The sequence below is a fragment of the Bradyrhizobium sp. CCBAU 51627 genome (assembly GCF_028128765.1).
Lineage (GTDB): Bacteria > Pseudomonadota > Alphaproteobacteria > Rhizobiales > Xanthobacteraceae > Bradyrhizobium.
Genome location: NZ_LBJG01000005.1, coordinates 543,018 through 561,935 on the forward strand (window position 1 = coordinate 543,018; position 18,918 = coordinate 561,935).

20 protein-coding genes are annotated in these 18,918 nt (G+C 63.2%); 10 read left to right on the forward strand and 10 right to left on the reverse strand.

Translation table 11 applies throughout. From position 1 onward, the window contains the following. Positions 1 to 2: 2 nt before the first annotated feature. Positions 3 to 1,301 carry a hypothetical protein gene (locus XH88_RS04910; RefSeq protein WP_271614265.1) on the reverse strand — a complete coding sequence of 433 codons (1,299 nt, stop codon included), beginning with the start codon at positions 1,299 to 1,301 and terminating at the stop codon, positions 3 to 5. 272 nt (positions 1,302 to 1,573) lie between these two features. On the opposite strand from XH88_RS04910, the gene XH88_RS04915 reads away from it, so the two are divergent. The 3 genes from XH88_RS04915 to XH88_RS04925 all read left to right on the forward strand — a co-directional run bounded on the left by XH88_RS04915 (position 1,574) and on the right by XH88_RS04925 (position 2,395). Beyond that, positions 1,574 to 1,744, forward strand: a complete 171-nt coding sequence (locus tag XH88_RS04915) for a Flp family type IVb pilin (protein WP_442868409.1) — start codon at positions 1,574 to 1,576, stop codon at positions 1,742 to 1,744. 44 nt (positions 1,745 to 1,788) lie between these two features. Then, on the forward strand, positions 1,789 to 1,992 hold the full coding sequence (locus XH88_RS04920; protein ID WP_271614267.1) for a hypothetical protein: 204 nt from the start codon (positions 1,789 to 1,791) through the stop codon (positions 1,990 to 1,992). A gap of 148 nt (positions 1,993 to 2,140) precedes the next feature. Continuing rightward, a complete protein-coding gene (locus XH88_RS04925) occupies positions 2,141 to 2,395 on the forward strand; it encodes a hypothetical protein (RefSeq protein WP_271614268.1) in 255 nt (84 codons plus the stop codon). Between the two features lie 134 nt (positions 2,396 to 2,529). On the opposite strand, the gene XH88_RS04930 is transcribed toward XH88_RS04925, so the two are convergent. Next, entirely contained in the window at positions 2,530 to 3,117 is a 588-nt protein-coding gene (locus tag XH88_RS04930) for a bifunctional transcriptional activator/DNA repair enzyme AdaA (protein ID WP_271614269.1), read from the reverse strand. Between the two features lie 127 nt (positions 3,118 to 3,244). Between XH88_RS04930 and XH88_RS04935 the strand changes: the two genes are divergently transcribed. After that, complete coding sequence (locus XH88_RS04935) at positions 3,245 to 3,661, forward strand: nuclear transport factor 2 family protein (protein ID WP_271614270.1); 417 nt, start codon at positions 3,245 to 3,247, stop codon at positions 3,659 to 3,661. A gap of 84 nt (positions 3,662 to 3,745) precedes the next feature. Beyond that, complete coding sequence (locus XH88_RS04940) at positions 3,746 to 4,666, forward strand: DMT family transporter (protein WP_271614271.1); 921 nt, start codon at positions 3,746 to 3,748, stop codon at positions 4,664 to 4,666. A 172-nt stretch (positions 4,667 to 4,838) separates the two neighbouring features. On the opposite strand, the gene XH88_RS04945 is transcribed toward XH88_RS04940, so the two are convergent. Together XH88_RS04945 and XH88_RS04950 are read right to left on the reverse strand one after the other, a co-directional pair. Further along, the gene (locus tag XH88_RS04945) at positions 4,839 to 5,189 is read right to left on the reverse strand and encodes a zinc ribbon domain-containing protein YjdM (RefSeq protein WP_271614272.1); all 351 of its coding nucleotides are present in this window, start codon (positions 5,187 to 5,189) and stop codon (positions 4,839 to 4,841) included. Positions 5,190 to 5,233: 44 nt separating this feature from the next. Next, entirely contained in the window at positions 5,234 to 5,407 is a 174-nt protein-coding gene (locus tag XH88_RS04950) for a hypothetical protein (RefSeq protein ID WP_164938645.1), read from the reverse strand. Between the two features lie 135 nt (positions 5,408 to 5,542). On the opposite strand from XH88_RS04950, the gene XH88_RS04955 reads away from it, so the two are divergent. Continuing rightward, complete coding sequence (locus tag XH88_RS04955) at positions 5,543 to 5,902, forward strand: c-type cytochrome (protein WP_271614273.1); 360 nt, start codon at positions 5,543 to 5,545, stop codon at positions 5,900 to 5,902. Between the two features lie 27 nt (positions 5,903 to 5,929). Here XH88_RS04955 and XH88_RS04960 read toward each other — a convergent pair whose 3' ends face one another. Continuing rightward, positions 5,930 to 6,763 (reverse strand): PhzF family phenazine biosynthesis protein, encoded by an 834-nt coding sequence (locus XH88_RS04960; RefSeq protein ID WP_271614274.1) that lies wholly within the window; start codon positions 6,761 to 6,763, stop codon positions 5,930 to 5,932. Between the two features lie 192 nt (positions 6,764 to 6,955). On the opposite strand from XH88_RS04960, the gene XH88_RS04965 reads away from it, so the two are divergent. From XH88_RS04965 to XH88_RS04980, 4 genes are all read left to right on the forward strand, one after another. Next, positions 6,956 to 7,780, forward strand: coding sequence for an FkbM family methyltransferase (locus XH88_RS04965; protein ID WP_271614275.1), 825 nt, complete (start codon positions 6,956 to 6,958; stop codon positions 7,778 to 7,780). 101 nt (positions 7,781 to 7,881) lie between these two features. Beyond that, entirely contained in the window at positions 7,882 to 8,157 is a 276-nt protein-coding gene (locus XH88_RS04970; protein ID WP_271614276.1) for a hypothetical protein, read from the forward strand. A gap of 38 nt (positions 8,158 to 8,195) precedes the next feature. Then, positions 8,196 to 8,858, forward strand: coding sequence for a cell envelope biogenesis protein TolA (locus tag XH88_RS04975; protein WP_271614277.1), 663 nt, complete (start codon positions 8,196 to 8,198; stop codon positions 8,856 to 8,858). A 150-nt stretch (positions 8,859 to 9,008) separates the two neighbouring features. After that, positions 9,009 to 9,968: an acyl-CoA desaturase gene (locus XH88_RS04980; RefSeq protein WP_271614278.1), complete on the forward strand. Its 960-nt coding sequence runs from the start codon at positions 9,009 to 9,011 to the stop codon at positions 9,966 to 9,968. 15 nt (positions 9,969 to 9,983) lie between these two features. Here XH88_RS04980 and XH88_RS04985 read toward each other — a convergent pair whose 3' ends face one another. The 5 genes from XH88_RS04985 to XH88_RS05005 all read right to left on the reverse strand — a co-directional run bounded on the left by XH88_RS04985 (position 9,984) and on the right by XH88_RS05005 (position 18,222). Then, positions 9,984 to 10,493 (reverse strand): ParB N-terminal domain-containing protein, encoded by a 510-nt coding sequence (locus tag XH88_RS04985; RefSeq protein ID WP_271614279.1) that lies wholly within the window; start codon positions 10,491 to 10,493, stop codon positions 9,984 to 9,986. A gap of 593 nt (positions 10,494 to 11,086) precedes the next feature. Continuing rightward, positions 11,087 to 11,356 (reverse strand): hypothetical protein, encoded by a 270-nt coding sequence (locus XH88_RS04990; protein ID WP_271614280.1) that lies wholly within the window; start codon positions 11,354 to 11,356, stop codon positions 11,087 to 11,089. A gap of 239 nt (positions 11,357 to 11,595) precedes the next feature. Further along, a complete protein-coding gene (locus tag XH88_RS04995) occupies positions 11,596 to 12,579 on the reverse strand; it encodes a hypothetical protein (RefSeq protein ID WP_271614281.1) in 984 nt (327 codons plus the stop codon). A gap of 278 nt (positions 12,580 to 12,857) precedes the next feature. Further along, a complete protein-coding gene (locus tag XH88_RS05000; RefSeq protein WP_271614282.1) occupies positions 12,858 to 13,631 on the reverse strand; it encodes a response regulator in 774 nt (257 codons plus the stop codon). An 820-nt stretch (positions 13,632 to 14,451) separates the two neighbouring features. Next, positions 14,452 to 18,222, reverse strand: coding sequence for a vitamin B12-dependent ribonucleotide reductase (locus XH88_RS05005; RefSeq protein ID WP_271614283.1), 3,771 nt, complete (start codon positions 18,220 to 18,222; stop codon positions 14,452 to 14,454). Positions 18,223 to 18,918 lie beyond the last annotated feature (696 nt).

Genomic DNA, 18,918 nt, shown 5'->3' on the forward strand with positions numbered 1-18,918 from the left:
GATCAGGTCGTCCGCTTTGCGGCCGACTGTGCCGACTTCTGCGGCTTTGCCGAGCTCTTCTGCACCCGCGCGGCTTGCGCCTTCGGCGGCTTGGCGCTGGCCACAACGCGCGCCTTCTTCGGTTTGGAGTTGGCGGCTTCCTTGCGGTCGGTGGCAACGCCGCGCTTGGAGATGTATTCCTGTCCGTCGATCGGGCCGACATGTGGTGGATCGCGGTCGAGATAGGGCCGACCGATGCCAAGCGCCTTGGCGTTGGCGTCAATCCATTTCCACAGCACTTCCGTCGAGGCCCAGCGCTGGGCGCGATTGTCGCCCTTGGTGCTGACGATGTCGGCTGCCATGCCGTGACCGTAACCGCCGCGAGAGCTGCCGCCGTGATAGGAGCGATCGGACGCCGCTTTCAAGCCGCTCGCGATCGATTGCCGGTAATCGTCGCGGAACGCGCTGGTAATACCCGGCGACAGGCCGGCCGCCTCGGCCGCGAGCAGCGTGCGAAACAGCTTCTGCTTGAAGCTCTTGTCCATGCCGCCGATGACGTAGTCCATCAGCGGTATGTTGGCGTGCTCGGCCGCCTTCGGATCCTTCCAGGCAAAATCCTCATCGACGAGTTTTGTGAAGCTGCGCATCACGGTGACCATCTTGCCCTTGCGCTTGATGGTGACGGCGCGGCGGTCCTCGACCTTGATCGAGTCTTCCTTCGGCGTGCGTTGATACAGTGTCCAGAGATAGCGGTCGATGCAGGCGTCCATGGCGTAGCATTCGTCGAGCACGGCCACGGTGTCGGCGGGCGGGGGCGCCTTGCTTTCGGCCACGGGGCCGCTCGCAATCGCCGCGGGCGACAGCGCTTCCGACGGCACGACGTCGCCGGGATCGGCGGAGGCAAGTTTGATGGTGGGCTCCGGAGCAACCTCAGCCTCGCTGGCGACGGGAGCGGGTTCGGGGATAACCTCAGGCGCGGGGAAGACCGTCGGCAGCATGTCGGCTGGATCGGCCGAGGCGAGCTTGACGACGGGAGCCTCTATCTCCGGCGGTGGCGCTTCGAGTATAGCCACGCTCGGTGTCGCAGCTGCGGCTGCCGCGATGTCGGCGGTCAGCGCGATGCCATCGTCTATCGTCGCTGCGCGCGGGATGTCGGCAAGGTCGAGACGCGTGAGGTCTTTGGCACGGGAAATGGCGGCTGCATTGGCGCCGCTGTTCTCGATCAAAGCCGGGGCATAGGCAGGGAGGGAGAGCGCCAGCCAGCCGACCATCACGGCCGAGGGGCACGAGACCGCCACAAGAAGAGACCGCCGATCATTCATGATCCCTGCCTCCAAGGTTCGTCAGCGAACCAGATTGCACAGCCACGCACGCGGCGCGTCAATTGTTCGGAGGACGGTGTGGCAGTGCAATGGCACAAATCCCTCAAAATGGGCTTTTCGAGCCAGTGTTGCCCCAATACAACGCCGGTTCCCGCGGGAGAACATGGGCTTTTTGGCCATCAAATTGAATAAACCGAATTGACTCAATCTTGGATTGTGAGGTGCGCGGCTTGCGCGCCGGCAACGTCCGCTAGATTTGGAAGGATATGCTTGTGACATTGAAATGCCGGCTGACTGAATTTGCCGCCGACGAATCCGGCGCCACCGCGATCGAGTACGGCCTGATCGCTGCCGGCATCGCGCTCGCGATCATCGAGGTGATCTACGCGCTCGGCACCAATCTCGTCGCTGAGCTGCAATCGCTGGCGACTGCGCTGAAATAGGGTGCCTCGCGGCAACCTTGCCGCCGCCAGCGCGTTGGTCGGCCATGACGCATTCCTCGCTTCGTCCTATGGACGCCTTCGATCCCGCTGAGCCCGCCATCCTGCATGATCGTGTCTCCGGCACGATCATCACCTGGACTGCCGATCAGGCCGACGACTATCGCCGGGCCAGCCGGGCACGAGGTGATGGAACCGTGGCTTGGAGAACCTATGTCTTCGACGGCTGGGGCAACGTCATGGGCGGCTGAGCGTCGAGTAGAGCCAATTCATCCAAGGCTTTGAGAGCACTAAATATATTGCCATGCGCGGCACGCGTTATTGCGATGCAGCAATGCATGTCGCAATGCAGCAAATCAGGCTTACATTTGGCTCCGAACTTTTCTTTGGAGCATCACCATGAACAAGAAGACCATGTCGATCGCAGCCGCTGTCCTCGCCATCGCGGGCTCGACTGCTACCTTCGCGGCCGAGCTGCCGACCTACGACGCCTACGGCATTCCGGCTTCGCCCGTGCAGGTCCGGGTGCTCGGCGCCGCCCATGTCGACCAGCAAGTGGCCGCGCCTGCGACCAGTGTAACGGCGCTTCAGGCCAGCGTGCTGGCCCCGCGCAAGCTGAAGACCGCGACCGTGACCACGGGCTCCGCTCGCTAAGCTGCTGCCGTGCCGCGTTGAGAGCTCGGTGCGAAGCTTTTCACGACATCATGGCCGGGCTTGTCCCGGCCTTTTTTGCGCGATCGCCGCCGCGCTGTTCGTGCTCGTGCTGAGCCTGACCTGCGGGCTCGATCTCAATCCCGGGTTCTTCTGAGCGATGACGTCCTCCGCATCGCGCGCAGGCTCGACGGCGATCGGCCGTAGAGCTCGGCGAAGGCCGCGTTGAAGCGGCGCAGGCTGCCGAAGCCGGATTGGAATGCGATGTCCGTCATGGTGCGATCGCTGGTGTCGAGCAGACGCTTGGCGCGCTGGACACGCATGGTCTTGGCGAGCTGCTGTGGCGTCGCGCCGACATGGCGCTCGAACAGCCGCGCGAGATGACGCGACGAGATGCCGAGCCGCGTTGCGAGCGCCACCACGCTATCCTCGTCGAGCGCGCCCGCATTGATGAGCTTCACCGCGCGCGCGACGGTCGAGCGCGTGCCGTTCCAGGCCGGGCAGAACGGCGCGGTTTCGGGGCGGCAACGCAGGCAGGGCCGGAACCCGGCCGCTTCCGCCGCGGCTGCCGTCGGATAATAGGCGACGTTGCGCGTCAGTGGATGCTTGGCCGGGCAGACCGGACGGCAATAGATCCCCGTCGTCTTCACCGCCGTGAAGAAGCGGCCGTCATAGTTGGGATCGCGGCGCAGCCGCGCGGCATTGCAGGTCTCGAAGCTCAACATCCGCAGATGATAGCGCATAGCGGTGCGGGTGGAAGCGGTGTGGGATGACCGAGTCCGATAGTGGCGAGCCGCAGCACGCGTCCCGGCCTAGAACGCGCTCCCTCACATCAATGCAAGGGAGCGTATCGTGAGCGGCTCGAAGGATATCGTGCTCAATGCCTGGAAGATTTTTTCGTCACGCGATGCGGATCGCATTGCGGCGCTGTTCACTGACGAGGCCGAATGGATCGCGCCGAAAGGCAACGCCACAGCGGTGGCGCTCGATCACACCGACCACATGGTCGGGGCGAGGCAGATCGCGCGCTTCATCGCCGATGACATGCACAAGATGTTTTCCGGGATCGATATCGCATTTCGCGGCGTCTACGCCGATGGCGACACTGTGATCGTGGAAGAGCGGATGCGCGCGACGCTCGCTGGTGGCAAGCCATATGAGAACGATTACTGCTTCGTGTTCACGGTCGCCGGCGGTCGCATCCGCGAGGTGCGGGAATACATGGATACGCGCAAGGGATGGCGCATGGTGTTCGGCGACGACGCCTGATGCCGGCCTCACATTCTCTCCGCGTGCCAGCCCTGCAAGAGCGTGGGTTGAGCTGACGCGCACACTCGCATAATGGCGTGGCCCATGGATCAGCGGACGAGCGGCGCTGGCGCTCTCACTCAGAAGAACGATGCGAGGCAGGCGCTGCTCGGCGTCGTCTGCGGGCTGTCGGCTGCGTTGTTCTGGGCGCTCGGCTTTGCCGGCACGCGGCACGGGTTGAAGGTCGGCTTCACGCCGGTGGATCTTCTGGTGCACCGCTATGTCTGGTCGGGCATCGCCTTCCTGCCGCTGGTCGCGCGCGCCGGCATCTCGGATCTCTGCGGCATCGGCTGGGCGAGGGGCCTCGTGCTGATGGTGCTCGGCGGGCCCGTGATGTCCCTGATCTCCTACACCGGCTTCCTGTTCGTGCCGCTCGGCCATGGCAGCGTGATCCAGCCGTCCTGCGCGACGCTCGGCGGTTTGCTGTTCGCCGCGCTGTTCCTGAAGGAGCGAATCTCCACCTCGCGGCTCGTCGGCGCGATCGTCATCGTCGGCGGGCTCGGGGTGATCGGCGCGGAATCGATCGGCCATATCGGCATCGACGGCGTGCAGGGCGATCTGATCTTCGTGCTGACCGGCCTGATGTTTGCAGGCTTCGGCGCGCTGCTGCGGCACTGGCGCGTCTCGGCGGTGCCGGCGGCGCTCGTCATCAATGCGCTGTCGCTGCTGCTGCTGCCGATCTACATCGCGACCGTCGGTCTCGCCCATGTCGCCGCGATCGGCGTCACCGAGAATACGATCCAGGCGCTGGCGCAGGGCGTGCTCGCAGGCCCCGCGGCGCTCTATCTCTTCGCCGTCTCGGTGCAGCGCCTCGGCGTCGCGCGCGCGGCGGTGTTCCCGGCCTGCGTGCCGGCGCTGACGCTGATCAGCGGATGGCTGCTGCTCGGCGAGCCGCCGACGTCATTGCAGACCGCAGGCCTCGTGACGGTGCTATGCGGATTCTACCTCGCGCAAAGGCAGAGGTAGGAAAAACCGCGAAAACAACCCCATGCACAGTAGAAATGCTTACGTTTTTCGGATTTCGGATATGGCGAATGACGGTTGACCCGTCGGGCAAAACAGGGGCATGATGCGAGGGTGGGCGGCTGCGCGGGTCGGCGGGGCGTCCTCCACCGCAAGGTCCGCATCAGCCGGCGCCTCACGCCTTCTTCACGAACTCCGATTTCAGGTTCATGGCGCCGATGCCGTCGATCTTGCAGGCGATGTTATGGCCGTCGGTTGCGTCCTGGAGGCGGATGTTGCGGACCTTGGTGCCGCCCTTGACCACCGACGAGGAGCCCTTGACCTTGAGGTCCTTCATCACGATGACGCTGTCGCCATCGCTGAGCAGGTTGCCATGGGCATCGCGCACGCCCGACGCCTGCGGCACTGGAGCGGCCGCATCGCCCGCAGCGCTCCATTCATGGGCGCATTCGGGGCAGACCCAGAGATCGCGATCCTGGTAGGCGTGTTCCGATTGGCAGTTCGGGCATTTGGTGGCGTCGGTCATGATGGGTCTCTATCTCGAAGCTGGAGAGTGGAAACGGGCGGGCGTCAGCGAAACAGCGCGACGAAGATCACATAGAGCCAGCCCAGGAGCCCGTGGATGATCGCCCACAGGATCGAATGGTTGTTGGTATAGGAGATCGCGATGGCGAGCGCGGAGCCGAAGCCCACACCGTATTTCGCGCCCTCGACGCGGACGCCGTAATAGCGATTGCCGTTCATGGTCGTCCTTCCCCAACGATTGCGCTGCATCTCTTCCTACGCGCATCGCGCCGGCCCCTTGATGCAGATCAATTGGCCGCCCTGCGCTGCGACTTACGCTTATCAACTCATCGAAGCGAAGGCGAGGGCGGAGCGATGTCGCGCAGCATTCGAATTTACGTCGGCCTCGCCATTCTGATCGCGTTGTCGATCCTGTTTCTCTTCAGTGTCGTCCACACCGCGGCCGGCGCGTCAAGGCCGTCGCTGCGCAAGGTCTCGGAAGGACATCGCCTCGCGCAGGCCTGGTGTCAACCGTGCCACGCCATCGAGCCGGGCATGTCCGGCTTCTTCGACCTGGCTCCGAGCTTCCAGGCCGTTGCCGACCGTAACGGCACCACCGCGCTCTCGCTCAAGGTGTTCTGGCGAACCAGCCACCACGACATGCCCAACCTCGTGATTGCGCCCGATCAGGCCGATGCGCTGTCGGAGTACATCCTGAGCCTGAAGAGCAGTTGACGGCGCCGGGTCGCCAGGGTCCTTGCATCAAGCCTCCATGAACCGCGCCGTGCCCGAGACCCGGATCGAGCCGCCCTTGGCCACGCCGATCTCGGCGCGAATCAGCGAGCGCGCGCCCATGTCTTCGCCCTGGACGATGTCGATGGCGCCGCCGTGCGGCCAACCGATGTCGCGCAGATAGCCGGCAAACGCGGCGGCGGCTGCGCCTGTCGCGGGATCCTCGACCACGCCGCCGGCGGCAAAGGCATTGCGCACATGGAACAGGCGCGGCGTCTCCTCCGTTGCCAGGGCGATGGTGACGAGGCCCGCTTGCTCCATCAGCGCGCGTCCGCGCTCGAAATCATAGGCCATGCGCGCCAGTGCTTCGCGCGATCGTAAGCCAAGCAGGGCATGATCGGCCCCGCCGTGAATTCTGGCCGGCGGCAGGTTGGGGTCGAGATCGATGCTTGCATAGCCGAACATATCCAGCAACGCATCGCGCAGCGAGGCATCGAGCGGCGCGCTACGCGTCGGCGGGGACTGCAGCGCGGCTGCGATGGTGTTGCCATCGCGCCGCCCCGAGACCGAAATGACGGCATGGTTCAAATGCAGCTCAAAGCTGCGATCGCCGAAGCGATGCGCGAGCGCGGCGCCAAGCGCGATGGTCGCGTGGCCGCAGAACGGCACCTCCATCGCCGGCGAAAAATACCGCACCCGCCAGGCCTGACCTTCGGGTGCGGCAAAGGCGGTCTCGGAAAAGCCGACCTCGGCCGCGATTGCCTGCATCCTGCCGGCATCCGGCAGGGCCTCGCCGATCCAGACCCCGGCGGGATTGCCGCCGGTTTTGCCGTCGGAGAAGGCTGCGATGCGGAGGACTGTCATGGGGGGATTCCAGGTGTTGCGGCCGTCGGGGTGGACAAAGCGAGCGCGTGCCCACGCATTTTTTGCGACCGAGAGACATGGTGGGCGCGGCGCCTCGCGCCTTCACCCTACGGCATCAGGTTTATGGGGCAAGCCTCGCATAAGCACTCTCTGTAACAACGGCATCCACGCAAAGCGTGGGGAGATTCTGCAATGCCGATCGCGGGGCAAAAGCTGGCCTTTGTCATGACCTCGTCCAGCCATGGGACGATGATCGTCAACAGGTTCGACTATCGCATGGTCTCTCCTGATCGCGGCTACGGCGTGGGGTATCAGATCCTCGAGGCCGCGGCGTTCGATCCCGGCGAGGTCAAGATCGCGCTCGAATTGCTGGCCTTGCGGCGCAAGCACCACGGTGACGGCGTGATCGCCATCGACTGCGGCGCCAATATCGGCGTGCACACGATCGAATGGGCGTCAGAAATGACGGGCTGGGGCTCGGTGATCGCGATCGAGGCGCAGGAACGGATCTATTATGCGCTGGCCGGCAACATCGCCATCAACAATTGCTTCAATGCGCTGGCGGTGCACGCGGCCGTGTCCTCGGAGTCGGGCACCATGCAGATGCCCAATCCGGATTACTTCACGCCGTCGAGCTTCGGCAGCCTGGAACTGCGTCCACGCCCCAGCAACGAATTCATCGGTCAGCAGATCGATTACACCCATAACACCGTCGTCGTGCGCAAGATGGCGCTGGACGAGCTCAATCTGCCGCGGCTCGATTTCATCAAGATCGACGTCGAGGGCATGGAGCTGGAGGCTCTTGCCGGCGCGCGCGAGACCATCAAGGCGTATCGCCCGATGCTGCTGATCGAGAAGATCAAGACGGATTCGGGGCTGCTCGAGCAATGGCTGGTGGACAATGGCTACCAGTTGATGACGCTCGGCATCAATATTCTCGCCATTCATCAGAGCGATGTGTGCCTGAAGGAGATCAACCCGTCGCAAGCCGCGGGCCGGCAGCCTCACGCGGCCTAAGCGGAGGTAAACGTCGCGACGGGTCGTTCGAGAAGTTGAAGGCGAATTTGCTTGCCTTGCCTGGCGTCCTCCCGCACTCTTTGCGGGAAGGAGACCATCGCATGAAAATCATGACTGTCGTCTGTGCGCTCGGAACGGCCCTTGTGCTGCTTGGGTCTTCAGGTGCTGAAGCCCGGACGCGGAAGGCCGTCGTCGTCCGCGCACCCCAAGACAGGCTGATCGTCACCGCCCCCGTGCTCAGGCCCACGCCGTGGGATTATAACATTGTGCCTCGTTATCGTTATCGCCCCGAGGACGATCGCGTCGATCCCTACGGCCCGCCGCTGGTGCCGTCATACATTCGCTATGAAGGCTGGCGCTGGCCGTATTGGTGGTGAGGGCCGAAGTCTTACTCCCTGCGGTCCCCTGAGGCGAGATGCCAGAAAAGCCATCAAGGAAGCTGAAGACGTATCAGACCTCGCTCGGCTTCTACGATCAGGCGGTCGCTGCACCTTCGATGAAAGCGGCGCTGGACGCCTGGGGCGCCAAGTCCAACCTGTTCCATCAGGGCATCGCCAAGGAGACCGACGACCCCGACATCGTCGCCGCGACCATGGCGGCGCCCGGGGTCGTGCTCAGGCGCCCGGTCGGATCGGACGGTCCGTTCACCGAGCGCGCCGCGCTGCCGACCGATCTTGCCGACGACGGGGACGCGCCGAAGTTCAGATCCAAGTCCAAGCCCAAGTCCAAGCCAAAGTCGAAGCCGAAGACGTCGCCGAAGTCGGCGGCGAAGTCGTCCCGCAAGACCGGCGAGCAGGACACTCGCAAGGCCGCCGCGGCCTTCGCCAGGGAAGAGCAGCGCCGCGAACGCGCGCGCCGCAACGAGGAGGCCGCACAGGCCAAGGTACGTGCGCGCCGGGAGAAGGCGGTCGCAGCCGCGCAGGGCGCGCTGGACAAGGCGCGGCTGGAGCACCAGGCGCGGCTGGACGAGATCGAAGCGGAGCGGGCTGCGCTCGATGAGCGGGCGGCCGTGGAGGGCGCGCGCTGGGACAAGCAGCGGATCAAGCTGGAGGAGGCGGTTCGCCGGGCGCGGGATTAGGCCGCGCAGGTCGACCGAGCCGGCAGGCGTTCCGATCGTTTCCAATCATGACTCCGCGCTTCTACGGCCGCCCGGGTCCTTGCGAGACGCTACCTGCGTCTGTACCCTGCGTTGCAGCACAGTGACTTTTCCATCAATGGATTGGCTGAAATGACCGTTATCGAGGGCGTGGTGCCGGAGCAGGGTGTCCAGCCGAAAATGCCGCCGGGCGTGCTGGTCGAGGGCCCTGTTGTCGATGCCAAGTTTCGCGATTCCTACATCTCATTCGCGCTGATGATCGCGGGCTCGATCGGGGCACTGGTCTGGGCCTTCACGCAGGGCATCGGCCGCGTGGAAATTTCCGTTTTTGCCGGCATGTTCATGCTGAGCACGATCGGGATCGGCTTCATGCATCGCTATTTCGTGCATCGCAGCTTTCGTTGCGGTCCGGTGATGCGGACGATCCTGGCGGCGATCGCGACGCTCGCGGTGCAGGGCTCGATCCTGAAATGGGTGAGCAACCATCGCCGGCACCATCTTCACTCCGACAAGCCCGGCGACGTCCACAGCCCCTATTATGACGGCTTCGGCAACCGCATCGCCTCCTTCGCCAAGGGCATGGGGCACGCACAGGGTGGCTGGGTGTGGGACCAGGCGACCACCGATGCCGAATACTATGCCAGGGATATCCTGGGCGACCCGATCGCGATGTTCTTCACCCGGACGCGCTGGTACTGGTACGCGCTGTCGGCGCTGATCATTCCAGGCAGCATCGGCTACGCCTTTGGCGGCGTGCACACGATGATCGGCTGCGTGCTGTTCTCCGGCCTGTTCCGCAGCTACCTCATGACCATGGCCACCTCGCTGGTCAACTCGGTCTGCCACAGCGACGGCCGCTGGGGCTATCGCCGCTACGAGCTCGACGACGGCACCACCAACGAACTGGTCACCACGCTGCTTACCTTCGGTGAAGGCCTGCACAACAACCATCATCGCTTTCCGCGCGATGCTTATCTGTCGCACGCCTGGTACGAGATCGACATCAACGGGCTGATCATTCTGGGGTTGGGGAAGCTCGGGCTGGTGCATGATATTTTCATGCATCCGGACAACGAGCGGCGGCGGGGCTGAGCGGGCGGCCGGCAATCAGTAGCGGCCGCCGCTGCTCTTCTGCTGCGTGATCCAGTCCGACAGCGTTTTTGGTTTCGATGGCAATGTCCGCACTGCCTTCGAATTGTTCCGGACGGCCTTGTCCGAACGGGCGCGCGGCGCTTCCGTTTCATGGACGCGCTTTACGGCGGCCATCGATGCTTCCGCGGCCTCCCTCTCGAGGCGCAGCTTCTTCAATCGCGCCATCTTGATGCGCTCTGCCTCGACCTCGGGTCCTTCGGACAGGAGGTTTCTGTGCTGCGCAAGCTCGGCCGGTACCACGACACCCATGATAGTGGTCTCGCCGAGCGCCTTGCAGGCTTCGAGCCGATGCAATCCCTCGACCAGGACGAGGCGGTCTCCCTCGGTCCGGACGAAGATGGGCGCCTGCTGCCCGATGTCCAAAATGCTTTCCGCGATCTCTCCCACGATCTCGGGCTTGATGTCTTTCCTCCGTTTCGTGGGAACGAAGATCTTTTCGATCGGGAAGCTTTCCGGCTTGGACATAGCTTCTCCTCCGCGTCTAAACGGGTTCCGTTGCAAATCCGGTGGGGTGGGGAGTGTAGGGGCGAAACGCGCCGCCGCAAAGGCATTTCGGGCGGCGTGGCTCCAGGAGCCGCACGCACGACCTTCGTGCGCGTTACGGTGACGGTGCGTGGATGGGTTGAGCTCTTGCGAAACCCATCAAGCCGTCGAGTCAGCACACGATGTGCGACAGGGCGCTGTCACGCGGCGGGCACTTTCAAGCAGGCGTTCATGCGCTTTGCAGCGGCGAAAGGGGCCAGTTGGGCAGCGCCGGTCTCACCATGAACGTTCGCTTAGGGGAACAAGGCGCCGGTTCAATCCGTTGAGGGACTTGTCAGAGGAGGACAACATGAAAGCAAGGATCATCGCGCTTTCGACCGCCATCGTCATGGCTACAGCCCCAGCCGTGTTTGCTCAGGGCGTATCGAGCAAGACGCCGGGTCATGAGATGCAGCAAATGGGTTCCAAGAAGGGCGAGCCGGGCGCTTCCGGCTATACTCCCGGACATAAGATGCATCACGCGAAGTCCGCGAGGAACACCCATCACGGCGCGTCGAGCTACGCTCCAGGTCAAACTACAGGTCAAACCACCGGCGCGAGCACGAGGTCGAGCGCCGGCTCGACCAAGTCAGGGTACTGAACTCCGCAGAAACTGCCGCTTCATCGCGTTGACCCTCGCGACCTAGCCCAACGAGGTGATCGCCGCAGCGTTCGGTGGCCACCATCTGAAACCTGCGGCGCGCATAGGCCGTGGCGGGACCTGCGCCGCAGAGATGGATGAAAGTCGGCAGATCCTGCTTCGGCTGCGCGGTGGCCTTCACGTCGCCCGCGAGACTGAGAACCATGGCCACGGTCCAGATACACTGACGTCAGCTCGATGGCGTGGCTCGGGATCGCGCGGACGTAGAGGCGAGTGAACCCGGAGGCGAGTGAACCCGCAGCCGATCTCGGTGACCGCGTTGCCGCGGACACAGAAACGTGCGGCCTCAGCCAAGGCCGGATGGGTAAAGCCCGGGTGGAGCATGAGCGACATCCGGGCTGCACGGCGTTCTCGCCGCCGCGTGCGATCATGCGCCCTGCGGGCTCACCAATCCGGATCGCCGTAGTCCATATAGGGCGGGGGCATCCAGGGCCCTCGCGGCGGAGGCCTCGGCCGCCGGGGTGGCGCAGCTTGCACGTGCGGCCGTGCAGGCGCAGTCGTCTCGTTGTTCATCACGCTCCGAAGGGCGGGTTTCGCGGGTGCAGATGCGGATGAAGACGTCACTTGCGTTTGCAGCGCCTGGACCTGCGCAGCGAGGCGCGCATTGTCCGCCGCATCCTTCTCCTGCGCCGCCTTGAGCTGCTGAATGGTGTCGGCCTGCTCGCGCAGCGCCTGCTCGTTGCGGCTCTTCAGTTGCTCGAGCTTTCCATTGATGCTCGCAAGCTCGCCTGTGATGGTCTTGAGCGATTGCGCGAGATCGGACGACGACGGGTCAGGCGCCGTGGTGCCGGTTTTTGGAGCGTCAGGTCTTGAAGCGTCAGGCTTTGAAGCGCTTTCCGTTTCCTTGCCGACCGGCGGCGCGGGCACCGAAGTTGGCTGATCCGCAGCAGCCAGCAGCACGGTCGGCGGCTGCGCCGGACTTTCAACCGCGGCCGCTTGCCGGGGTTGGCTTGTGGCTGGCGGAACCCATCGTGCCATGATCGACTTGCCGATCAACTTGGCCTCGTCGCGATATTGCGAAGCGAAGGCGGCACCGAGAATGCCGATCGCAAGCACGAGGCCAACCAAAGCACGCAGCATCGGCCGATCTCCCTTCAGGCCTTGCGCGCGAATGTTGTTATCGGACGCCTTGGACCTGGGAGTCTCGGCCGCCTTCGCACCGGCGCTTGCCTGCGAGGCCCGCGCGCCATCGTGTTCCATTCCCGAAACAAGCCGGTCCAGCCGCGCAAGGTCTTGCTCCGCGCTCTTGATCTGGTCAAAGGCCCGCGCCAGCCCGCCATCGGCCCGGGCCTCGCTCGCCCTGGGGGCGTCACGCTCTTGGCTATCAGGCTTCTGGGTCTCAGGCTGGGGGTCGTCCGCTTCAGGCACCGATGCGCCCTCATCCAGTCGGGTCAATGGGAGTGCGGCAGTCCGATCGCTGCAAGGATAGGCCTCGCCGTCGCCCAACACAACGCGCCTGCGAAGGAGAAATTATGGCGGGGGCGCAGGGTGGATCGAGGCCCGACGGCGAACTGTAGTTCGTCGCCCGAATGAGCGAGGTGATGTCCGGGATCGTACTGCCAAAACTGCACGGTCCTAAGAGTTTCCAGCACTGTCACCGTAATTCAAATGGCTGATGGGTTTCGCAAGCTCAATTATCTTAAGAGCTAATCGGAAGACCCTTTCTGTGCCAGATAAGCTTTCGCCAATCGCGCTACTTTCTTCATCCCTAAGCTAGCTTTAGATCTCGGTGCCGCTGACCGAATAGCGTTCGCGACCAACTCAATCAGCTCGGCAACCTTGTTGCTTGAGCCGAAGGCGCCGCGGGTAATCGCCTCTTGTTGTTGTGCTGGTGTGTTTGTGCTGCTGTAGATGATGAATGGTGGAGAAATCTTCTTGGCTTTCATTCGATCCAAGAGTTCATAGCCGGCTCGTGGTCCCTCTGGACGGGCCATATCTGAGATCACGGCGTCGTAGTGACGCTCCGCGAGCTTATTCATGGCATCATCAGTATCGATGGCCATATCGACGGTGATACCGAGAGCCTCCAGGGCATGCCGCTCGTGGATATTGCCGTCTGGATTGTCATCAACCCACAAAATGTGCTTTCCGTCAGTCTCTTCAATAGGAATAGTGCCCGCTAATAGTTCTGCAGTCTGCCAGGACTTGCCGAGTACATCCTTCCAGAAGGTAAAATCGGACGGCGGATGATTGGGAGGCGCTGTCCTTGCTATCTCGGCTGTGGCGACCGCGTTTGCAAATCGCCTTTTTGCCGAAGCTTCAACTCCAAGAACCTTCAAAGAGCCTTCTCCCATATCGGAGAGAAAGTCCCGCAGAGCCGATCCGCACCGATATATGAGATAGATGCCAACGGCCGGCCAAGCAACAGCAGTTATCAGCTTCGCAATCGCTTCTATAACTTTGACAAATTCGTCTACCATACTCAACCCCCAGATGTATCGCTATTGTATCAGGTTGAGGGGCCAAAATGAAAGTGCGTGGGACGGGAAGAGCGAAGCCAGCTCGTAGCTCGTAGGATGGGTTGAGCTCTTGCGAAACCCATCATCTCTCCTCGGACGTACGGCCGATGGGTTTCGCAACGGCTCAACCCATCCTACGGGCTAGGCTCTTGAGGGGGAGCCTGTGGCTTACTCGTCCGATGAAGCGAGGATAGGTCGTTTTCTGGTCTACTGAGAATTGAGGTGCTTGAACGGGAATAAGGGTAGCTTCGATTCGTACCGTGGATTCTTCTGAGATTCGCTCCGAAACCCGTTCGGCCGGAAATCCGAGCATCGCGTAACCGTCGAACTCGACGCCGTGCTGCTAGCCCAATTTTCCTCAGAAAGTGCGACGACCCCGTTCTTAGCGAGCAGTCTCGCGTGATGGGCCCCAATAGGAACAATGCCGAAGTCCAAACCCAGTTCATCGTCGTCTACGAAGCAAAGTTGTGCGTTCTTGAAGTCGAATGGGATTGGCGTGTCACTAATGCGTTGGTGTCCAAATACGTCGGCCAGTGAGGCCCCTTCAATGGTTATGTCCCTTGAGTCTCGAAGCTCTTTCAAACTCTTCAGGACGTGCCCCGCAGTCAAAAAGTAAAGGGCACCCTCAATGACTATGAGGGTGCCCGAGCAAGTTGCGAACCTGGATTGCAAGTCAGCTTCGTTGGGCGTTGCGTGCCGATAAGTTACGCAAAGCCCAACTAGGTGCCGGCAAAGATACTGAAGACCTTTCTCGGTACTGCTGCCTGCAGTCACTGGTTCCTCACGAACACCCCGTCGTGCTGCCGCACGTATCGCACTTCATGCAGGTGCCATTCCGCACCAGCGTGAAGTTGCCGCACTCGCTGCACATCTCGCCCTCGTAGCCCTTGGCCTTGGCTTCCGCGCGGCGCTCGGCCTTGCTGGGAGCGGCGGTCGCGGCGCTGCCGGCCTTGCTCCACTGCAGGGCCTCGAGCTTCTCCGTGGGAGAGAGGTCGTGGCTCACTTCCTGCTTCAGGGCGACGGCGCCTTCGAGGGTGTCGCCGACGCGGGCTGACGTGCCGTGCGAAGCCAGCGCGGTGACCTTGCTGCCGCCGGAGGGCGCGCTGTCGTTGCCTTGCGCGACCGCAGTCGTGCCGCCGCGCATCACGACGAGGTTGTCGGTGCGCGAGCGGGTGAGGCCGCGCGAGACCAGCTTGGTCGCGTGGTGGCTCGGCTCGTCGTCCGGCTCCTTGCCTTCCTCGACACCCTTGCCGAGCGCGTCAAAGCCCGTCTCGTTGGGATCGACATGGGCGAGGTCGAAGCGAGAGAGGTAGCTCACCGCCAGCTCGCGGAAGACGTAGTCGAGGATCGAGGTCGCGTACTTGATGCTGTCGTTGCCCTGCACGGGGCCCGCCGGCTCGAAGCGGGTGAAGGTGAAGGCGTCGACATATTCGTCCAGCGGCACGCCGTATTGCAGGCCGAGCGACACCGCGATGGCGAAGTTGTTGATGAAGGAGCGCAGCGCCGCACCTTCCTTGTGCATGTCGATGAAGATCTCGCCGAGACGGCCGTCGTCGTATTCGCCGGTTCGGAGATAGACCTTGTGGCCGCCGACGACCGCCTTCTGGGTGTAGCCCTTGCGTCGGTCCGGCATCTTCTCGCGCTCGCGCATCACGATGATGCGCTCGACCAGCTTCTCGACGATCTTCTCCGAGACCTGGGTCGCGCGCGCGGCCATCGGCTTCTCGTAGAGGGTCTCGACCGCATCGTCCTCGTCCTCATCATCGCTGATGAGCTGCGAGTTGAGCGGCTGGCTGAGCTTGGAGCCGTCGCGATAGAGCGCGTTGGCCTTGAGCGCCAGCTTCCACGACAGCATGTAGGCGGACTTGCAGTCCTCCACAGTTGCGTCGTTCGGCATGTTGATGGTCTTGGAGATCGCGCCCGAGATGAAGGGTTGCGCCGCCGCCATCATGCGGATGTGGCTCTCGACCGACAGATAGCGCTTGCCGATCTTGCCGCATGGATTGGCGCAGTCGAACACGGAGTAGTGCTCGGCCTTGAGGTGCGGGGCACCTTCCACCGTCATCGCGCCGCAGATGTGGACGTTGGCCGCCTCGATCTCGCGCTTGGTGAAGCCGACGGCCTGGAGCAGGTCGAAGCCCGGAGCTGCAATGGCTTCAGCGCCGATGCCGAGCTGGTCGCGGATGAAATCCTCGCCAAAGGTCCATTTGTTGAAGGCGAACTTGATGTCGAAGGCGGTCGGCAGGGCCTTTTCGACCTTGGCGATGGCTTCGTCGGTGAAGCCCTTGGCCTTCAGCGTGGTGACGTTGATGCCGGGGGCGTTCGCCAGCGAGCCGTGGCCGACGGCGTAGGCTTCGATCTCCGCGATCTCGCTCTCGCGATAGCCGAGCGCGCGCAGCGCTGCGGGCACCGCACGGTTGATGATCTTGAAGTAGCCGCCGCCGGCGAGCTTCTTGAACTTCACCAGCGCGAAGTCGGGCTCGATGCCGGTGGTGTCGCAATCCATGACCAGGCCGATCGTGCCAGTCGGCGCGATCACCGTGGTCTGGGCGTTGCGATAGCCATGGACCTCGCCGAGCTCGAGCGCCGCATCCCAGGCCGCCTTGGCATGGGTGATGAGGTCCTGTTGCGGGCACGAGGCGTGGTCGAGCGGCACCGGGTTGACGCTGAGCGCCTCATAGCCGGAGGACTCGCCATGGGCGGCGCGGCGGTGGTTGCGGATGACGCGCAGCATGTGCGCGGCGTTCTTCTTGTAGCCCGGGAAGGTGCCGAGCTCGGCCGCGATCTCGGCCGAGGTCTTGTAGGTGATGCCGGTCATCACGGCGGTCAGCGCGCCGCAGAGCGCGCGGCCTTCCTTGCTGTCATAGGACAGGCCCATGGTCATCAGGAGGCCGCCGATATTGGCGTAGCCCAGGCCAAGCGTGCGGAACTCGTAGGAGAGCTCGGCGATCGCGCGCGAGGGGAACTGCGCCATCATGACGGAGATTTCGAGCACAATGGTCCAGAGCTGGCAGAGGTGCTCGTAGCCCTTCACGTCGAACTGCTTGGTCTCGGTGCTGTAGAACGTCAGCAGGTTCGCGGAGGCGAGGTTGCACGCCGTGTCGTCCAGGAACATGTATTCCGAGCACGGGTTGGACGCGCGGATGTCGCCTGAGGCCTTGCAGGTGTGCCAGTCGTTCATGGTGGTGTTGAAGTGCAGGCCCGGGTCGGCCGACGCCCAGGCGGCGTAGCCGATCTTTTCCCAGAGGTCGCGGGCCTTCAGCGTCTTCGTCACCTTCTTGGAGGTGCGGGCATTGAGATTCCAGTCGCCGTCGGTCTCCACGGCGCGGAGGAAGTCGTCCTTCAGCGAGACCGAGTTGTTGGAGTTCTGCCCCGAAACGGTGAGATAGGCTTCGCTGTCCCAGTCGGTGTCGTAGGTGTCGAACTGGATGTCCTTGTAGCCCTGCTTGGCGAACTGGATGACGCGCTTGATGTAATTGTCAGGCACGAGGCTGCGGCGGGCGAGCTTGATCTCGCGGCGCAGGGCAGGGTTCTTCTCGGGATCGAAGCAGTCGTCGCCCGAGCCTTCGCAGTTGACGCAGGCCTTCAGCACCGCCTTGAGGTGCTTCTGGTTGATCTTGGATCCCGTGACGAGGGCCGCGACCTTCTGCTCCTCCTTCACCTTCCAGTCGATATAGGTCTCGATATCGGGGTGATCGACGTCGACGACGACCATCTTGGCGGCGCGGCGGGTGGTGCCGCCGCTCTTGATGGCGCCCGCAGCGCGGTCGCCGATCTTGAGGAAGCTCATCAGGCCGGACGAGCGGCCGCCGCCGGACAGCTTTTCGCCTTCGCCACGCAGGCGCGAGAAGTTCGAGCCGGTGCCGGAGCCGTATTTGAACAGGCGGGCTTCGCGGACCCAGAGGTCCATGATGCCGCCCTCGTTGACGAGGTCGTCACCGACGCCCTGGATGAAGCAGGCGTGCGGCTGCGGATGCTCGTAGGCCGATTTGGACTTGGTCAGCTTGCCGGTGAAGGGGTCGACGTAATAGTGGCCCTGGCCGGGGCCGTCGATGCCATAGGCCCAGTGCAGGCCGGTGTTGAACCATTGCGGCGAGTTCGGCGCGACCATCTGCATGGCGAGCATGTAGCGGAGCTCGTCGTAGAACGCCTGGGCGTCTTCGTCCGACGAGAAATAGCCACCCTTCCAGCCCCAATAGGTCCAGCAGCCGGCGAGGCGGTCGAACACCTGCTTGGAGGACAGCTCGCTGACATAGCGCTCCTTCTCAGGGAGCGCGGCGAGTGCGTCGGTGTCGGGCACGGAGCGCCACAGGAAGGAGGGGACGGATTCCTCCTCGACCTTCTTCAGGCGCGCGGCAACGCCGGCTTTGCGGAAATACTTCTGGGCCAGCACGTCGGAGGCGACCTGCGACCATTCGGCCGGGACCTCGACGCCGTCCATTTTGAACACGACCGAGCCGTCGGGATTCCTGATCTCCGACGTGGTCAGGCGGAATTCGATTCCCGCATAAGGTGACTGTCCTACCGTGGTGTGGCGCCGCTCAATCCGCATCGTTTTGCCCCGTCCTTATCTTTGACCGGACTGCCTCCGTTCAGGCATCCGGGTCGTCATTTCATTTCGCGTTTCCTTCAGGGCCTATCAGGCCCTTGGGCACCGCAGTTCAGCCGGTGGATCCGGCCCAGTTTCTCCCGACGCGATTCATCGATGCGCGCACCGATCACCCGCCGGCATGTCCAGGATATCCGCCCCCAAGGGGATGAGCCCGACATGCGTTCAACGCCCCACTGTCACAACGTCTACCGATGCCATCCGAGCCTGTTGCCGGCCCGTTCTGGCGCCCGAAAAGTCCGCTTATCGCGGGCAGACAAGCCCTTATTCCGCTACCTTTGACCGGTGGGCGGAGCTAAGATTTGCGAGACCCTTTGGGGAGTGCCGGCGGGACGCAAACTCACTCGCGCCGAACGGACCGAAAGCTAGGACTCTCCAAAGCGCCCGTCAAGAACTAGTGCGAGTTCCTGAATCAAGTACTAAATATGGTGGATTGCGGGGGATAACAGGGGGCAAGCCTGCACCTGTTGTGGAGGCAAGTATCAGTGAGTCCTCAGGGATTCCCAATCGAAAAAATTTGCATCCCGTGGTGATCGGGACCCTTCATCCCGCTGTTCACAGGGCAGGTATATTTTTGGGCGATGGGATTGCGTCAGCCAGACTCACGTAATGGTACGGAAGGGAGGGCAGGCATGCCCG

What these genes read in the sequence shown, in the direction of transcription:
- XH88_RS04910 (WP_271614265.1), bottom strand. Translation starts at nt 1,301, where the DNA reads ATGAATGATCGGCGGTCTCTTCTTGTGGCGGTCTCGTGCCCCTCGGCC.
- XH88_RS04920 (WP_271614267.1), top strand. Translation starts at nt 1,789, where the DNA reads ATGACGCATTCCTCGCTTCGTCCTATGGACGCCTTCGATCCCGCTGAG.
- XH88_RS04925 (WP_271614268.1), top strand. Translation starts at nt 2,141, where the DNA reads ATGAACAAGAAGACCATGTCGATCGCAGCCGCTGTCCTCGCCATCGCG.
- XH88_RS04930 (WP_271614269.1), bottom strand. Translation starts at nt 3,117, where the DNA reads ATGTTGAGCTTCGAGACCTGCAATGCCGCGCGGCTGCGCCGCGATCCC.
- XH88_RS04940 (WP_271614271.1), top strand. Translation starts at nt 3,746, where the DNA reads ATGGATCAGCGGACGAGCGGCGCTGGCGCTCTCACTCAGAAGAACGAT.
- XH88_RS04945 (WP_271614272.1), bottom strand. Translation starts at nt 5,189, where the DNA reads ATGACCGACGCCACCAAATGCCCGAACTGCCAATCGGAACACGCCTAC.
- XH88_RS04950 (WP_164938645.1), bottom strand. Translation starts at nt 5,407, where the DNA reads ATGAACGGCAATCGCTATTACGGCGTCCGCGTCGAGGGCGCGAAATAC.
- XH88_RS04955 (WP_271614273.1), top strand. Translation starts at nt 5,543, where the DNA reads ATGTCGCGCAGCATTCGAATTTACGTCGGCCTCGCCATTCTGATCGCG.
- XH88_RS04960 (WP_271614274.1), bottom strand. Translation starts at nt 6,763, where the DNA reads ATGACAGTCCTCCGCATCGCAGCCTTCTCCGACGGCAAAACCGGCGGC.
- XH88_RS04965 (WP_271614275.1), top strand. Translation starts at nt 6,956, where the DNA reads ATGCCGATCGCGGGGCAAAAGCTGGCCTTTGTCATGACCTCGTCCAGC.
- XH88_RS04970 (WP_271614276.1), top strand. Translation starts at nt 7,882, where the DNA reads ATGAAAATCATGACTGTCGTCTGTGCGCTCGGAACGGCCCTTGTGCTG.
- XH88_RS04975 (WP_271614277.1), top strand. Translation starts at nt 8,196, where the DNA reads ATGCCAGAAAAGCCATCAAGGAAGCTGAAGACGTATCAGACCTCGCTC.
- XH88_RS04980 (WP_271614278.1), top strand. Translation starts at nt 9,009, where the DNA reads ATGACCGTTATCGAGGGCGTGGTGCCGGAGCAGGGTGTCCAGCCGAAA.
- XH88_RS04985 (WP_271614279.1), bottom strand. Translation starts at nt 10,493, where the DNA reads ATGTCCAAGCCGGAAAGCTTCCCGATCGAAAAGATCTTCGTTCCCACG.
- XH88_RS04990 (WP_271614280.1), bottom strand. Translation starts at nt 11,356, where the DNA reads ATGGTTCTCAGTCTCGCGGGCGACGTGAAGGCCACCGCGCAGCCGAAG.
- XH88_RS05000 (WP_271614282.1), bottom strand. Translation starts at nt 13,631, where the DNA reads ATGGTAGACGAATTTGTCAAAGTTATAGAAGCGATTGCGAAGCTGATA.
- XH88_RS05005 (WP_271614283.1), bottom strand. Translation starts at nt 18,222, where the DNA reads ATGCGGATTGAGCGGCGCCACACCACGGTAGGACAGTCACCTTATGCG.